Below are 15,342 nucleotides of genomic sequence, written 5' to 3' on the forward strand. Positions count from 1 at the left end.
GGGTCATGGGTAATCAGGTTCCCCGAAGTCCATAGAGCTGTTCTATGTATGTACTGATAAAATGAAATTACGTCCCCATCATTTCCTTTCAGTCTTATGACGACAGCTTTAATACTTGACAGACCTTTGCTTTTAACTTGGTATTTGCCAATAATTTTATTGGCTTGCATGTCATTAACTTTGTCTAAATAATTGAACTCATGAATTCTCTCATCAAAATCAAAATAATAAAGTGCATTCTTTCGATCATCGGCATTAGATAGGTTTGGAATTGAAAGTTTCTCGTTGTCAGTGAATCTGCTTTTCAGATCATTGACAAAGCCAATCATAAATTCATCCAACCCTTCACTTTCAATATCTGAATCATATAGTTCGTTATTATCATCATCAATAAAGAAAACTTTAATCCCTGTACATGCGTCCAGAATTTTCTTCATGTCAACTTTAATGTCGTCTCTAGTCATTATTTATTTTCCTAGCAAAGCATACATCTTCTGAGATAAACTTATAGGCAATGTTCTGCCCTTTTTTTAAATCATGTTTTGTTATTACGATTACAGAATGGTAATGGCTTACATGATCGGCCAAGGTGGCCCTGTATAACTTGTATCCATAAATAGATAGTGTGGGGTTTGTATAATACTTATCAGTCCTAACAAAGATTATACCTATCACAACCAATAAGAATAAATAAGCAAGCAGCTTAAGTGGAGAATCAAAATTGAGCCCTGCAAATGGAACAATATATGTGGCTAAGAAGCTTAAATGCTCATAGTTTTCACTTTTGCAATTAATGACCAATAAACTGTCACTAGCACTGCCATTAAGTTCAAAGTCAAATTCACGCCTTATAAATTCACAATATATGATGGCGAAAAGCATCAATATAGGAAGCCAATTATATAATATATAATATATAATATATAATATATAATATATGGCGATGTTATATTTAAGTTCACTATCTGAAGGCGGAGGTTCTATATTCATGGATAAAAAAATCACCATAACAAATAGGAACATAAGTGAAAGAATATAAAGCTTTATCTTCTCCTTAGTATTCATATCCAGCCTCTTACTTATTCCTTAACATAATGTCACTATATTTAATAATAAATTTGCCATCAAATTGGATTGCTGCCGTACAATTTTCAGCACCCAACGAGTTGTTTCTAAGCGGATTGAAGAGATGTAAACCATCGCTATATCTTGGCTTCCTTTGGGGCTCTAAGGGCTGGATGGGTAGCCTATCAAACGCTGACTAGTCTTGTTGAGTAAAAACACAGCCGAACCGTGGGATTTGAATGAAATCTTGATGGCGGTCAGATTTTGACGTGAAACGGTCGAGAGAAACGGGAGGAGGGAAGGTGGCCTCTCTTCTTGTTGCTGCACCGCCCGGTCAAGCAAGTCATGTGTTATCTCTTGCTCATCAATGCCTTGTAACAGCTGGTTACAGATCTTGCGTCGACCGGCGAACCCTTCCTCCAGTAAATTCAGCGGCGATTGAATGCACCACAAAACCATGCTTGCCGCCGCCCTGTCCGCCTGTGACAGTTAGAAGGTGGCTATCTGCATCGCCAAGCACTCGCCAAAGCTGACATCTATGAGTCGAACCTGCTCAGCCGCGATGGCGGTCAGGGGTAAGGCTCAGTAGCCGGTCATCTCCAGATAGCCGACGCCCTTGGCGTCTCCCGAGACTAAGACCGCCCCCTCCCAGTAGTCAAAGCGCCCCGTCATGGCCTGATTAGGCTGTCGAGCCTGAATGCGGAGGTTGAGAGCCCCGGCCTTAAGCTGCCACTCGACGGGGTAGGGCTGCCCCTTGGGGCCGCGCCAGGTCTTGCCGGGGGTGAGGCGGATCTGCTCAGAATTCAGCACCCGGTTGCTGCCGTCCTGCTCAATCAGGATGCCGTAGCGGTTCTCAGGCTCAGTACGTCCCGATTTGGTGCGCAGGCGAAACAGCATCAGCTCGCGGCCATCGTCAAACTGGAGCGAAAACCAGTCCCAGCCCGATTGCCACTGGGCCAATACCGAGCTGCTCCACTCGTGATCAAACCACCCCTCACCGCTGACGTTGCGGGTCTCCCCATCCAGGGTCAGGGTGCCACTGATGGTCAGGCGCGGGTAGGAGTAGTAAAACGAGGCGTTGCCCGGGCTCTTCTCGCTGTAACCCGCTTTGCCTTGCAGCACCGCGGGCTTGGCGGCGCTCACCTTTACATCAAGATCCCCCGCCTTGCTCTGCACCTTGAGGGTGGCGGGAAAAAGCGATTCTCCTTGGGAGGCCAGCACCCACTCTTTGAGCCAATACTGACCACCGCCGGCACCGGCGAGCCCCGGCCCCTGGCGGCTGGAGCGCTCGTCCTGCTGGTGGCTGCCTTTGCTCACATCCGTGATGGCGAACTGGGCCAGCCAGAGCTGGGGGGTGAGCCAGGGGTTATCCGACTTGACGGTTTGCTCGATACCTTGGCGAAACAGGGTCCACTGCATGCCGTAGTCGCGTCCCTGCTCGTCTTTGAGGTTGCCGGTGAGATACCACCACTCGGAGCGGTAGTCGGGGTGGGCGCCGTGATCCGCGGGCAGGTTGATGGGCTGGCCCGGCAGGGCCTTTTTGAAGTGATCGTTGCCGCCGCCAAGGATGGCGCCCAGATCGTTGGCACCGATCCCGGTGCCATACAGGGTGCAGATCAGTGCCAGCGACCAGATATTAAATGTTTTCATACCACTCTCCTTGCGGCGTACCAGGAGGCGAGCGCGCCACAGACCGGCGCCAGCAGGAGCGCCGTGACGGCGTGCAGGGGGGCGGCCTCGAAGGCCAGCCGCCAGCCAAAGGCGCGGGGGTTGACCACCTCAATCAGTACCCAGGCAAGGCCATAGCCCACCGGCAGGGCCAACAATGCGGTGAGCAGCCCCAAGCCCGCCCCCTGCCACACCAGCAGGCGGCGGCAGTGGCGTGGGCTCAGGCCAAGGCTTTGCAGGGTCTGCAACTCGCCGCGCCGGGCCAGCCCCAGCACCATAAAGGCCGAGCCGATGCCGACGAAGGCGATCCCCAGGATCAGCAGTTTCAATAGCTCGGTCACCACGAAGGTCTGATCGAACACCCTAAGCGCCGCGGCGTGGATGGCGGGGGCGGGCAACAGGTTCACCTGCTCGCCCAACTGCCCCCTGAGCCTGTCGCCAAGGCGCTCGGGATCTGGGCTGAAGAGGGCGAGGGATTGCACGGCGCCCCCTTCGAAGGCGTGCAGTATCTGCCCCTTGTCGCTGCCGTAATCCTGATAGACGCCGGTAACGGTAAGCCGCCTCGGCCCCTGCTCGCCGGTTACATTGAGACGCTGGCCCACCCTGACCCCGAGGCGCACCGTGAGCGGTTCGCTCGCCAGCACCTCGTCGGGAGCGGCGGGCCAGCGCCCGGCCAGCAGGGGATAGGCGGCGTTGAGCTCGGGGATAAAGTCCATCTGCGCCCACTCGATGGGCTGCCCCTGCCAGCGGGCGGGGAGCACGGCGCGGCGGGAGGCGGCGCTCACCTCCGGCGCGGTGAGGATGGCGGTCAGCGTCTGCTCGCTCAAGGCGCCCTTGCGGCCCGCCACCCCCTTGGGGGCGGTGACATAGAGATCGGCAGCCAGACGCTGGCCGAGCCAGAGCTCCACGCTTGAGCGAAAGCTCGACACCATGACCCCGATACCGATGGCAGCCGCAATGGCCAGTTGCAGCGCCATCACCGCGATGGCGGTGCGATCTAAGTGATAGAGGGTTTCGGCCACCCCGAGCCGGGCGGTGAGGGGGCCGCGTGCGCGCAGCCGCCTCAGCAAGGAGCGAAGGGCATCGGGCAGGAGGAGGGCCATGGCGAGCAGCCAGCCGCCGGCCACGAAGAGGGCGCCGCCAAGCCCCGTTTCAGGCCGCCACAGACAGAGCGTGCACAGCAGCAAGATGGCGAGGGCGAGCCCCCGGCGTTGCCAGGGGTGAGCCGATGGGCGGCTGTTGCCCTCTCGCAGCTCAAGGGGGGATTGGCGCAGCAGTTGCCACCAGCCGGGGAGGTTGGCGGCGAGCGTGCCAGCCAAGCCGAGCACCAGCGCCTTGGCAAGGCTCGCGGGGGAGAGGCGCAGCAGGTCGATGGGATTGGGGCCATACAGATCGGCCAGCGCCTGGGTGAGCTGCCCCATGAGGGTGAGGGCCAGCAGGCTCCCCAGCAGCAGCCCGAGCAGGGAGCCGAGGGTGGCGAGGAGAGAGAGCTCCACGATGAGCCAGCGCAGCACCCGGCGCGGCGCCATGCCGAGGATGATGAGCTGGGCGAGCAGGGGGCGGCGCACGCTCTGCACGAAGCGCTGGGCGTTGAACACCAAAAACAATCCCACCGCCATGGCGAGCAGGGAAAGCGCCGTGAGGTTCAGCGCCAGCGCATCCCCGAGCTGGCTGGCATCGAGGGCCGGGCTGATGGGCTCAAGCCACAAGGGGTGAGCGGCGAGCCCGGCTCCCTGCGCGGCCTGCAAGGCGCGTTGCACGGCGGTGGCCTCTTGCTCGCTGAGTTTAAAGACGATGCGATCGAGCCTTCCTGCCTTGCCAAGCAGGGGCTGGGCGAGGCCGATGTCGGTCACCAGCAGCCGCTCCATGGGGACGGCGCCGGGCTCGAAGGTGCCCGCCAGAGTGAGGGTGAGAGGGCGCGGCTTCTCATCGCCCAATACAAAGGTTCGCGACTGGCCCGCTTGCCAGCCAAGGCGCTTGGCCTCGGGGGCGGTCAGCCAGACGCTGTCGGTGCGACTGAGGGAAAAATCGGGCTCGCTCTCTCGAGTGGCACCAAACAGCCGGCGCAGGGGGCCGGGGTTGAACAGATCCATTCCCAAGAGCTGGAAGCTGCGCCCCTGCTCGTCTTTGAGCCAGGCGTGCAGCTCTGGCATGGCGTCAAGGTTCGGCTGACTGCGCACCAGCTGCACATAGAGCCGTTCATCCAGCCCGCCTTGGGGGGCCAGCCGGTAGTTGGCCTCCCCGGCGAGCTGGCTGCGGGCGGCGACAAAGTTGGTGCGGGCGCTGTGGTTTAAGAGCTCGATGGCCACTACCAGGGTGACCCCCAGGGTCAGTCCGGCCAGGCTCATCAACAGCAGCCAGGGGTGGGCGCGATAGAGGCGCAGCAGCGCCTTGAGCGGCAGCATCAGCGGGCCCCCCGGCGGGCGTCAGCCATGGCGGCGCCCCTTGAGCTCGACCAGCTGTCCCCCTTCAAGGCGCAGCACCCGATCTGCCAGGTCGCTGTAGCCCGGGTTGTGGCTCACCAGCAAAAGGCCAGCGCCAGTACCCCGCACCGCCGCCATCATCAGGGCCATCACCTGCTCGGCGTTGTGTTCATCGAGGCTCCCGGTGGGCTCGTCAGCCAAGAGCCACGTCGGTTGGTGGATGAGGGCGCGGGCCAGCGCCACCCGCTGTCGCTGGCCGCCAGAGAGCTGCTCCGGCCAGGCGTGGCGCTTGTGGCTCATGCCAAGGCGCGCGAGCAGGGCATCGAGGCGTGCGTCGTCTTGGGGCTGCTGGTTTATCTGAAGCGGCAGGGCGAGGTTCTCGGCCACCGTCAGGGTCGGCAGCAGGTTGAAATCCTGATAGACGATGCCGAAATGGCGCCCGCGCAGCCGGGCCCGCTCGTCGGCTGGCTGGGTGTCGAGGCGGGTCTCGCCGAGCCAGATCTCCCCCTCGTCCGGGGCGATGAGGCCGGCGATGAGGCTGAGCAGGGTGGATTTGCCACAGCCGCTTTGCCCCAGCAGCAGGCAGGTTTCGCCGGCGTTGAGCGTGAGATCCAGCCCCTCAAACAGGGGGAGCGTCTCGCCGCCGTTGGCGAAGCGTTTACTGAGGTTGCGCAGGTTCAACATGAAGTAACCGCTTGATGGTCAATGATATTGTCCGGTGGTTTACGCTATCACGGCCAGCCATGATCAACACCTCTCGTCGTTGATCAAACAGGCCAGTTAGTGATCACGGCAGCAAAACGGGGCAGGATCCTGTCTGGAACCTGCTCGTCAAAGCTGGGTAGAATAGGGCATCGTGACACAGAGGATGGCAAGGATGTTACACAAGCAGGTCAATTTCATCGTCGATGGCAAGGGAAACAAGCAGGCAGCCGTGGTGCCCATCGACATCTACGAGGAGTTGATGGCGCTGCAAAGGGCCTTGTCCGATAGCCGTCCGGGGGAGCGCGAGATCTACCACTTCTCCGTCAAGGGCGCCGAGGCGCAAGGCTACCCGGTGGGCAAACGTCACAGCCCCGGCTTCATGGTGCTGGCGGGCTCTACCGCTAACGGCGAAGATGCCGCCTCACTGCGCGAGGCGGTGGTGGAGCTGCGCGCCGAGCTGCTCGGCAAAGAGGTGCTAGAGCGTCACGGCGAAGGGTATCGCTTTACCCAGGATCACCTCTTCAACAGCCCGAGCCTGGCCGCCAGCCTGGTGGCTGGTAACAACCGCAGCGGCCTCGATGCCTGGCACAACAGCAGCGGTCACACCCTGAAGCAGTCGGGGTTTGGCAAAAAAGAGTAGGGGTTAAGGCCTGAACATACACAAAAGGGGAGCATCGGCTCCCCTTTTTGCTGGCGATAACCGCTTAACGGCGGGCCAGCAGCCAGTAACTCAGGGCGGCCAGCAGGCCGCAGCCGGCGATGCTCAGCGCCATCGGCAGCGGTGAGGTGGGGGGCACCAGATTGACCAGCACGCCGACTATGGCCCCGACGCCAAAGCGCAAGGTGCCGGCCAGTGCCGAGGCGGTGCCGGCGGTCTGTGGGAAGTGGCCGAGCAGGCCGGTCATGGCGTTGGCCCCCACCAGGCTGATGTGACCCACGTAGAGCACCACAGGGATCACCACCCCCCACAGGCCGCCGACACCGCTCCAGCTGGTGTAGATGAGCAGCAAGCCAGCCAGCGGCAGCACGATGAGGCCGTAGCGCAGCATCCCCTCCGAGCCCACCCCCTTGACCAGCCGGCTGTTGACGAAGGTGACCACCATCATCAGCAGGATGTTGAGGCCAAACAGCCAGCCGTAGTGCTCGGTCGGCACGCCGAAATACTCGATGTAGACGTAGGGCGAGCCGCTTAAAAAGGCGAACATGCCGGAGCTGGCGAAGGCCCCCGAGAGCACGTACCCCATGGCGCGCGGGTTGGTCAGCACCCCAGCGTAGTTACTCAGCACCCGCCCCAGGCGCAGGGGCTGCTTGTGCTCGGGTTTGAGGGTTTCGGGGATGGTGCAACGCATCGCCAGGGCGATGGTGAGACTCACCGCCATCAGCAGCCAGAAGATGAGGCGCCAGCTGCCATGGGTGGTGATGTAGCCACCCAGGATGGGGGCGGCCAGCGGCGCCAGGGTCATCACCAGGATGACAAACGACATGGCGCGCGAGAAGGCCTCTTTCTCAAACAGATCCCGCAGCAGGGCGTTGACCACCACAGAGCCGGCGGCGCCGCCGGCGGCTTGCAGCATGCGAAAGGCGAGCAGCTCGGCCAGGGTATCGGCCTGGGCGCAGCCCACCGAGGCGATAGCAAACATGATAAGGCCGGTGAGGATCACCGGCCTGCGGCCGAAACTGTCGGCAAGCGGCCCGTAGAAGAGCTGACCGACGGCAAACCCGCCCAGAAACGCACTCACCGTGAGCTGGGCGCCGTCGATGCTGGTGGCGAGATCCCGCGCCAGCGAGGGGATGGCCGGCAGGTACATGTCGACCGCGAGCGGGGTGAGGCCGGCCAGGGCGCCGAGCAGCAGAAAGAGGTAACGATGAGAGGGGGTCATAAAACTCCAAATAGCCAATCAGGGAAGGGGGGCAGGGCGCCCTTGCAGTGTAACAGCGAAGGGACTTGGCGCCGCCTGCTTTTGTGACGAGGGTAACACGCTGAGCCAGAGTGCGGGCTCGGCCGGCAGGCGTGAGAAGTGCCATACCTGCCCCTTGCCGGGGCGGGGCGCCGAGCGGCTGAGGCGGCAGGCGCCGCGTGCCAGCGCCCGCTCGGCATCGCCCTGATACCAGGCATCCACCACGGGCAGCGTGGTCTGCTCGCGGGCCAGCCGCACCCCCCAGTGGGTCACCAGCGTGTGACATTCACGGCTGGCCACGGTGAGCGCCTGCGCGCTGGGGCTGGGGGCCGGTTGGCGCCAGCTCATGCCCAGCACCAGCAGAGCGATGAGCCCCATGATGCGGGGCGGCGTAGCCGCGGCGATAAGCACGAGCGAGAGCAGGGCGAGCGGCGCCAGATGGCGGGCATTGTCCGGGTTTTGCGCCATGAGTGTCCAGCCGAGCAAGAGCAGCCAGCTTGCCGTGATCGGCAGGCGCAGCGCCGGGGCAAGCTGGCTGGCACCGCGCCACAGGGGCCACAGCAGCAGGGGCCAAAGCGGGGTGAACTCGTGATTGAAGCGTAAGTACCAGCTCACCAGCCGGCTGGCGTGGGCGCTGGCGGTGTTGCCCCACAAGGTGAAGTGGCCGCTGGTAAAGCGCGCCCCTTCGCTGAAGTAGGCGGCGCCGTCGGCCTGCCAGACAAAGGCGAGGCAGCCAAGGCCGACCAGAACAAAAGGCGGCAGGGCGCGGCGCCAAGGGGCTTGGCCCAGCCCCCACGCCGTGGGCGGCGCCCACAACAGCCACAGGGGCAGCGCCATGAGTGCGGCGTACGAGGGGCGAAGGGCCAGCAGCAGCCCGAGCAGCAGGCCGGCGAGCGCAGCGCGGCCATGGGTGAGGGCGAGGAGCGCCGCCAGCCAGGCGGCCAGTGCCGGCCCGTCCGAGAGGCCGGAGAGCGCCAGAGCCGGGGTCAGCGGCAGGGCCAGCAGGGCCAGCCAGAGCGGGGCCAGCAGGCGGGGCGCATCAAACAGGCGCACAGTGAGCCAGGCGCCGAGCGGCGCAATACCGGCGCTGCCAAGCAGGGCCGCCCACTGCACCGCCGCCTCGGGGGAGGGGGCAAACAGGTTGACTAAGCGCGCCAGGGCGATAAAGGCGGGGTAACCGGGGAAGTGGGGGGCGAACTCCAGCACGCTAAAGCGCACCACCCCGTGAGCAAAGTTGAGGGCATCGTCCGAATCAAGAGAGACGGGGTAGGTGAGTAACCACCCCGTCCAGAGCAGGTGCAGCAGGGCAAGTGGCAGCCAGGTGCGGCGCGTGACCCTTTCGCTCACAAGCCGGCGAGCGCCTGCATCAGGGCCGCCTCGGCCTGTTTGAAGGCGGCCTCGTCAGCTGGGGCGGCGCCCACCCCGAACACGCCGGGGTTGCCGATCGCCTTGAGGGCGTCACTGATCCCCTGATCGGCCGCCTTGCGCTCGGCCTCGCCCAGCGCCGGTAACACCAGATCGAGAAAGCGCTTGGATTTGACCACCAGCACCTTGGCGCTCTGGTAGTCACCGAGGTTTTGACGCGCCCCTTCCAGGCGGCGCTCGATCTCGGCGCGGTAGGCGCGGTTGAGCAGGGTGGTCACCTCGTCGCTGTTGCCTGCCGCCACGGCCGCCTTGAGCGGTGCGCGCAGGGCCACCTTGTGGTGCTCTTCGAGGTAGGCCAGCTCGTCGTCAATCTCATTGAGGCTCTGGGCGCCGTCGCTGCCCCCCTTGAGCAGCAGCTCGCGGGCGTCGATGAGTGGCTCCTTGCCGGCGGCGGCGTAGGAGTAGGCGAAAGCGGGGTGGCTGGCCAGCAGCACGCCGGCGAGCAGGGCTGCGCTGCGCAGTCGTCGTTGCATTGGGTCTCTCCTTGATAAGGGATCAGGCCACGCTCTGGGTCTCGATCACCGTGTTCTCGTTGCGATGATTGAAGATGGCGTGGCGCCTGTCTATCCCATCCACCACCATGTCGGCGGCCATCAGCCCCATCTCCATGGCGGTGTCGGTGAAGATGTAACGAAACGTCCCCTGCCGCCCGGCCATGATGAGGTTCTCTATCGGCATCAGGGCCTGGATGGCGCGATCGCGCCGCGCCTGGTAGCCGAGATCCATCAGGGGATAGGCGTATTCGCTGCGCGCCTCGAACGTCTCGTGGCCGAGGCGGGCCGTGTCGACGCCGAGGCTAGCCAGATCCTGGCTCACCCGCTGGCGCAGCGCCGGCAGGGGGGCATTCCAGGTCTCATCGCCCACGTTGCAGGGGATCTCCAGCATGACCGAACTCTTGCCGGCCGGGGCCATGAAGGGGCTGCGCCGGCGCGGCTCCTGCAAGCGGGTGGCGAGTATGTGCGGGTCCGAGAGGTATTGCCAGGTGTTGTCTGACAGGTTCTCTTGAGCCAGCGGCATGTTCACAAAGCGCAGGCTGCGGTAGTGCAGATCGCACGATACGCCAAGATGCGCGCAGGTGACCGGCAAGGGCAGGGTCGAGATGACCCAATCAAACGCCTGCTCGCAGGTGTTGCCGCCTTGCTCCCAGCGCACTTGGCTCAGGCGGTTGCCCGCTCGCACCAGCCCGGTGACCCTAGCCTGGGTGATGAGGGTACACCCTTCGGCGACGAGCCGCTCACCGAGGCGGGTGTAGATCTGGCCAAAGCCCAGCCGCGGGTAGCGGTACTTGCGGGCGTAGGTGCGCACCGACACGCGCCCTTGCCGGCGCGGCAGCAGGCGGCGTGCCACGTCTTTGAGATCGATAAGGCTGATGCGCTGCCCGGCCCAGTCGGCGGAGAGGCGCGCCGGATCTATGCCCCACAGCTTGCCGGTGTAGCCTTCGAAAAACTGGCGATAGAGGGTGCGGCCGAAGTGGGCCTGGATCCACTCGGCAAAGCTGGCCTTGGCAAAATCGGTGGGTTTCTTGGCAAAGGGGAGCAGCAGCAGATCTTTTAGCGCCCCGGCCATCAGTGGCAGCGGCGCGGTGCGTAGCAGGTTGCCAAGGCTCAGGGGGTAGTCATAGGTGCGCCCGCCAAAGCGGATCACGCTCTTTCGCTCGGCGTGCAGCAGATCATCGCCCATCAGCTCGTCGATAAAGGCGAGCAGCTCGGGGTTTTTGGTGATGAAGCGGTGGCCGCCGTAATCGAAGCGGTACTCCCCCTCCTGACCCTGAAAGGTCTGGGTGGCGCACATGCCGCCCACGGCGGCCTCCTGCTCGAGCAAGGTGACGTGAAAACCGGCCTGTAGCAGGCGCCAGGCGGCCATCAGGCCGGCCGGGCCGCCGCCGAGGACGGCGACCCGCTTGGGGGTGTGTGATTGCATGAAACGATACTCAGGCGCCGAGCCGGCGCGCGTGTTGACGATAACCCCGATGCCACAGGGTGATGAAGATGAGCAGATACGCGCCCCACACCGTCAGCTGCAAGCCGGCCGGCGAGGCGTTGTAACCAAACAGGGCGCGCAGGAAGGTGCCGAACACCCCCTGATCGTCGAGCACGTGGCTGATGTTAAACACCGGCTCGCGCCAAAAATCGATCACCCCGGCCGCTTGCAGCATGTTGATGGCCGATGAGAGCAGCCCGGCGGCGATGATGATGATAAGTAGCCCGCTCCAGCGAAAGAAGGGGGCCAGCGCCACCTTGCGGGTGGAGCGCAGCAGCAGCCACACCAGCGCCACCGAGAGCAGCAGGCCGGCCAGGGCGCCGGCAAGCCCGGAGCCCAGCTCCACCCCTTGCCCCGAATAGAGCAGGGCCGAGAAGAAGAGCACGGTCTCGAACCCCTCGCGCATCACGGCCAGGAAGGCCAGAAAGGCGAGGCCAAACACGTCGCCGCTGCTCACAGCCGCGTCGATGCGGGCGGTCATGGCCCCCACCTGTTGTTTGGCCTGTTTTTGCATCCAGATGGCCATGTAGGTGAGCACCAGGGTGGCAAAGAGCAAGATCCCCGCCATCAGCAGGTGGTTGTAGCGCTCGCTCTCGAACTGGCTCACCACCACCTGAAACAGAAACGCCACCACCAGCGAGGCGATCAGCCCCACCGCGACCCCCAGATAGACGAAGTGGTTGTAGCGGCTGGCCCCCAGCTTGGCGAGGTAAGAGAGGCAGATGCCCACCAGCAGAAAGGCTTCGAGCCCTTCGCGCAATGTGATGAGAAAACTTGCAAACATCAGGACTCCAGTGTCAGTTGCAGGCGGTTCAGGGTCACGATCGGCGGCTCGGGCAGGGCCGGCTCGGCCGCGCGCACCGCATCGCTCACCCACTTCGGGTAGGTGCGAAAGTTAAGTTTGATCTCGACGTGCAAGGGGCCCGTCACGGCCGCCGGCAGCGGATAGCGCTCGTCGCGCCACCCCTTGGCGGGGATGCGGGTATCGTCCAGCAGCGTGGCGTAGCGCCAGAACTTCAGCCCCACCGGCTTGCCATCGGCATCCCCGAACACCTTGCGAAACATGTGGGCCTCCTCTGGCACGGCCCCATCGACCGGTTGGCCGCTGGCAAGCACGATCTGGCCGGCTGCATCTTTGACGGTCAACTCGAGCCACAGCTCGCGAAAATCGGCGACCCCGGTCGGCAGGGCGTGGCCGGCGCCGACGTTACTGACCCGCACCACCAGATTGCCCGCTTCCAGATGGGCGCTGAGCGCCGCGCTGGATTTGAGCAGGGCCAGGCTTTCGGCCTCGAGCTGGCCATTGCGCAGCCCCACCAGCTGGTGCTGGGCGCCGGTAAAGTTGTGGCGGTAGAGACGCGCCTTTTGCGGCCCATTCTCGGTGGAGCGACCGGGCACCGCCGCCCCGCCGTTGCCGGGCTCGGGGCTCATGTGGCAGTCGATGCAGGTGCGCCGCTCCTCCATTTGAGTGCTGGTGGCATAGGGGGAGCTGGCCCACTCCTCCCAGGTGTTGACGATGTTGGCGCCGCTGCCGGGGGCGAACTCGTTGTGGCAGCTCTTGCACAGGGCGGCATCGCGATAGAAATCCTGCTGGTACGACGCCTTGTGGGCCGCCGGGCGGGCGTTGATCTGCCGCTCGGCCAGCCAGTGGCGCACGCTCCCGCCCGGGGCATCTTCAAAGACGTAGCGCTCGCGATCGTCGAGATTCACCGTGACGGCGGCGTTGCCGCCGGCGTCTTCGAGCCGGGTGATGCGGTGGCAGAAAAGACACCCAGTGCCCTCTTCCACCACGCTCTCGCCCGCTTGATGGGCGGCGATGAGCGAGGCTCCCCCCTTCTCTAACATGTGGCTGGTGGCGGGCAGCGCTTTTTGCCCGGTCAGCACCTGCTGGGGCATGTGGCAGCCCTGGCACCACTGACCAAACTCCTCGCCCTCACTCTCGCGCGCCAGCGCCTGCACCACCTTGTAGTAGGGGTGGGAGTTGCCCATCAGGCGGTGGTTGGAGTCGCTCCAGTCGGCGAAGGCCTCGGCGTGGCAGTGTTGGCAGGAGGCGGAGTTGAGCCACTGTGTCGGGTGGCTCAGCGGGGCTTTGTCCGGGTGGGTGCGCGGCGCGTCGAGGCGCAGCCAGGTAGCCAGATAGGGCAGGTTGCCGTCGTGGGTAACGAAGGCGTGCAGATCTTCCATCATGGCCTTGACCTCGGGCTGCGGGCGGGCCGGGTCGACCGGCTCGGCCCCATCGCGGGGATCGTGGCCCATGCCCCCCTGGGTCTGCTGGCTCATGCGCAGGTATTCGCCCACCACATCCCCGGCCACCATGTTCATCAGGTTGGCATGACCGTTCACCGCATTGGTCGCGCTGCGCTGGCGGTGCGCCGCCATCAGCGCGCGGTTGGTGAAGTTGAACCCGTCGAGGTGGCAGGAGTTGCAGCTCATCCAGTTATCCCCCGCCATGGGAAAGCGCGGGTTGGCGGCGGTGTTGCCCAGATGAAAGAGCCGCTCGCCGCGCACCAGCGCCGCCGGGCGCGGATCGTGCGTGACCAGCTTGGCGAAGTGGGGCACATCCACCGTGACCCGGGCAAACGGGGCTCCGCCACCGGTGGCAAGCCGGGTGAGATCCTGGCCCATGGCATTGTGCACATAAATGTGCTCGCCATCGAGCAGCAGATCGCGCGGGTTCTGCCCTGGCAGGTGGCGCAGCAGCTGGGTTGCCTTGGCGCCGCCCTGGAATTTCTTGCGCCGGTGGCGGTTGCTGTTTTGCTTGCCGCTGCGCGAGAGATCAAACACCAGCAGATCCTCCGAGCCCGCCAGGGTCACGAACACCTTGCGCCCATCCTGAGCGAAGCGGGCCGCGTAGGGGTTGGAGACAATCTGGCTGCGGTTGCCCACATTGGGCAGATTGATCTGCAAGAAGAGCTGCTTGCGCTCCTCCACCCGCTCGCGTTGGGTGTCGAGATCGACGATGGAGATGGCCGGAAAGACGCTGCTTTGGAACTGGAACGGGTGGTTAAAGCTCCACAGCACGTGGGGCAGCCAGGCCTCGCGGCCATCCGGTGAGAGCGCAATCGAGTCGATCAGGCGCGGCAGCCCTTGCGAGTCGGTGGCGGTGTCGCTGCGGGTCTCGGCCAGGGTGATGACGGTTGGGGTCGGCAGCGCGGTGATGGGGTGGGGGCCGAGGGCGTAGATGGAGAGCTGCCCCGTCATGGCGTGGGTCACCAGCAGGCGGCCATCGTCGGTCAGCGCCAGCCCGCGCGGGGTCTCCAGCGTGGGGGCATCGAGCACCCGCTCCCCCGCTTGGTCATAGGCTTGCAGCCGGCCCGCCTCGAACAGGGTGACCCAGTACCAGTTGCGCTGCGGGTCAAACAGCACCCCGTAGGGGCGATGATCGGTGTGGATGGTGCGCTTGAGGGTCAGATCGCTTCCCAGCAGCAGCAGGCGATCGCCGCTGTGATCGGAGACCAGCAGCCGGCCATCGCGCCCCTGGGCGAGCTGGCGCAGATCGCCGCCCAAGGTGGTCTCGGCCAAGAGGCGCCCGTCGGCCTTGGCCACCCGGCTCACCGAGCCGGCCGCCAGGTTGGCGCTATAGAGGGTGTCGGCATCCCCAATCAGGCCGGCGCTCATGGTCTGGGCGCAAAGGGAGGAGGCAAACAGCAGGGTTAGCAGGGAAAGCAGCATTCGCATGGATCAGGCTCGCAGACGCAGCACGGTCCAGCGCCAGGCGTGGCGCAGCACCAGAGGAGTGAGGGCCAGGGTGCTGGCCCAGTGCAGCCAGCTGGCGACGGCGCCGAGCCGATCGCCCGGCGTGCCGTGTAGCACCAGCAGCAGGCCGCTGCCCACGCACAGCAGCAACAGCAGCTCGATGGTGCGGCCCGTGGTGCGCAAAAACGGTTTGTGGCTGCGCAGCAGCAGGCGGCGGTGCGACAGCCAGAAGGCACCAAACCAGAGGGGAAACAGGGAGAGGGAGAGCAGCAGGTGCAGCAGCAGGTTCCAGCGCGCCACGCCCCAGACCGGGGTGAGAGGCTCCCACAATAGCAGGCCGGAGAAGAACATGAGATAGAGCAGCGCCTCGGCCGTCTTATGGTGCCAGGCGAGCCAGTTCCAGAAGTTGCGGGGGGAGAAGGTCTGCACGTCCATCAAAAGCTCCAGCCCGGTCAGGTACCGGGTGGGCGCAGTTTACAAGG

The 15,342-nt window shown here is 63.6% G+C and carries 13 protein-coding genes; 1 reads left to right on the forward strand and 12 read right to left on the reverse strand.

The features are described 5' to 3' along the window. The 5 genes from BN1134_RS18860 to BN1134_RS07295 all read right to left on the reverse strand — a co-directional run. Positions 1-464, reverse strand: a 464-nt coding sequence (locus tag BN1134_RS18860) for a hypothetical protein (RefSeq protein WP_198133151.1), incomplete at its 3' end; no start/stop codon positions are given. Then, positions 457-1,065, reverse strand: a complete 609-nt coding sequence (gene kwaA / locus BN1134_RS07280) for an anti-phage protein KwaA (protein ID WP_042046264.1) — start codon at positions 1,063-1,065, stop codon at positions 457-459. The genes kwaA and BN1134_RS18860, both read right to left, overlap by 8 nt. Before the next feature lie 582 nt (positions 1,066-1,647). After that, entirely contained in the window at positions 1,648-2,715 is a 1,068-nt protein-coding gene (locus tag BN1134_RS07285) for a lipocalin-like domain-containing protein (protein WP_042046266.1), read from the reverse strand. Then, the gene (locus tag BN1134_RS07290; protein WP_042046267.1) at positions 2,712-5,138 is read right to left on the reverse strand and encodes an ABC transporter permease; all 2,427 of its coding nucleotides are present in this window, start codon (positions 5,136-5,138) and stop codon (positions 2,712-2,714) included. Before BN1134_RS07290 ends, BN1134_RS07285 begins: the two co-directional genes overlap by 4 nt. A 21-nt stretch (positions 5,139-5,159) precedes the next feature. Then, positions 5,160-5,840, reverse strand: coding sequence for an ABC transporter ATP-binding protein (locus BN1134_RS07295; RefSeq protein WP_042046268.1), 681 nt, complete (start codon positions 5,838-5,840; stop codon positions 5,160-5,162). Positions 5,841-6,033: 193 nt separating this feature from the next. Here BN1134_RS07295 and BN1134_RS07300 point away from each other — a divergent pair, with 193 nt between their 5' ends. Further along, positions 6,034-6,501 carry a DUF4357 domain-containing protein gene (locus BN1134_RS07300; RefSeq protein WP_042046270.1) on the forward strand — a complete coding sequence of 156 codons (468 nt, stop codon included), beginning with the start codon at positions 6,034-6,036 and terminating at the stop codon, positions 6,499-6,501. Between the two features lie 64 nt (positions 6,502-6,565). Here BN1134_RS07300 and BN1134_RS07305 read toward each other — a convergent pair whose 3' ends face one another. From BN1134_RS07305 to BN1134_RS07335, 7 genes are read right to left on the reverse strand one after another with little or no spacing between them, the layout of a single operon-like run. Then, positions 6,566-7,741: a Bcr/CflA family multidrug efflux MFS transporter gene (locus BN1134_RS07305; protein WP_042046271.1), complete on the reverse strand. Its 1,176-nt coding sequence runs from the start codon at positions 7,739-7,741 to the stop codon at positions 6,566-6,568. Between the two features lie 18 nt (positions 7,742-7,759). Continuing rightward, a complete protein-coding gene (locus BN1134_RS07310) occupies positions 7,760-9,106 on the reverse strand; it encodes a hypothetical protein (protein ID WP_198133152.1) in 1,347 nt (448 codons plus the stop codon). Next, complete coding sequence (locus BN1134_RS07315) at positions 9,103-9,657, reverse strand: hypothetical protein (RefSeq protein WP_042046272.1); 555 nt, start codon at positions 9,655-9,657, stop codon at positions 9,103-9,105. Before BN1134_RS07315 ends, BN1134_RS07310 begins: the two co-directional genes overlap by 4 nt. A gap of 22 nt (positions 9,658-9,679) precedes the next feature. Further along, positions 9,680-11,104, reverse strand: coding sequence for an FAD-dependent oxidoreductase (locus tag BN1134_RS07320; RefSeq protein ID WP_042046274.1), 1,425 nt, complete (start codon positions 11,102-11,104; stop codon positions 9,680-9,682). A 10-nt stretch (positions 11,105-11,114) separates the two neighbouring features. Further along, the gene (locus BN1134_RS07325; RefSeq protein ID WP_042046275.1) at positions 11,115-11,948 is read right to left on the reverse strand and encodes an FTR1 family iron permease; all 834 of its coding nucleotides are present in this window, start codon (positions 11,946-11,948) and stop codon (positions 11,115-11,117) included. Then, on the reverse strand, positions 11,948-14,842 hold the full coding sequence (locus tag BN1134_RS07330; RefSeq protein ID WP_042046276.1) for an NHL repeat-containing protein: 2,895 nt from the start codon (positions 14,840-14,842) through the stop codon (positions 11,948-11,950). Before BN1134_RS07330 ends, BN1134_RS07325 begins: the two co-directional genes overlap by 1 nt. A gap of 3 nt (positions 14,843-14,845) precedes the next feature. Then, a complete protein-coding gene (locus BN1134_RS07335) occupies positions 14,846-15,295 on the reverse strand; it encodes a hypothetical protein (protein ID WP_042046277.1) in 450 nt (149 codons plus the stop codon). Between the last annotated feature and the right edge of the window lie 47 nt (positions 15,296-15,342).

The organism is Aeromonas simiae (assembly GCF_000820125.1).
GTDB lineage: Bacteria > Pseudomonadota > Gammaproteobacteria > Enterobacterales > Aeromonadaceae > Aeromonas > Aeromonas simiae.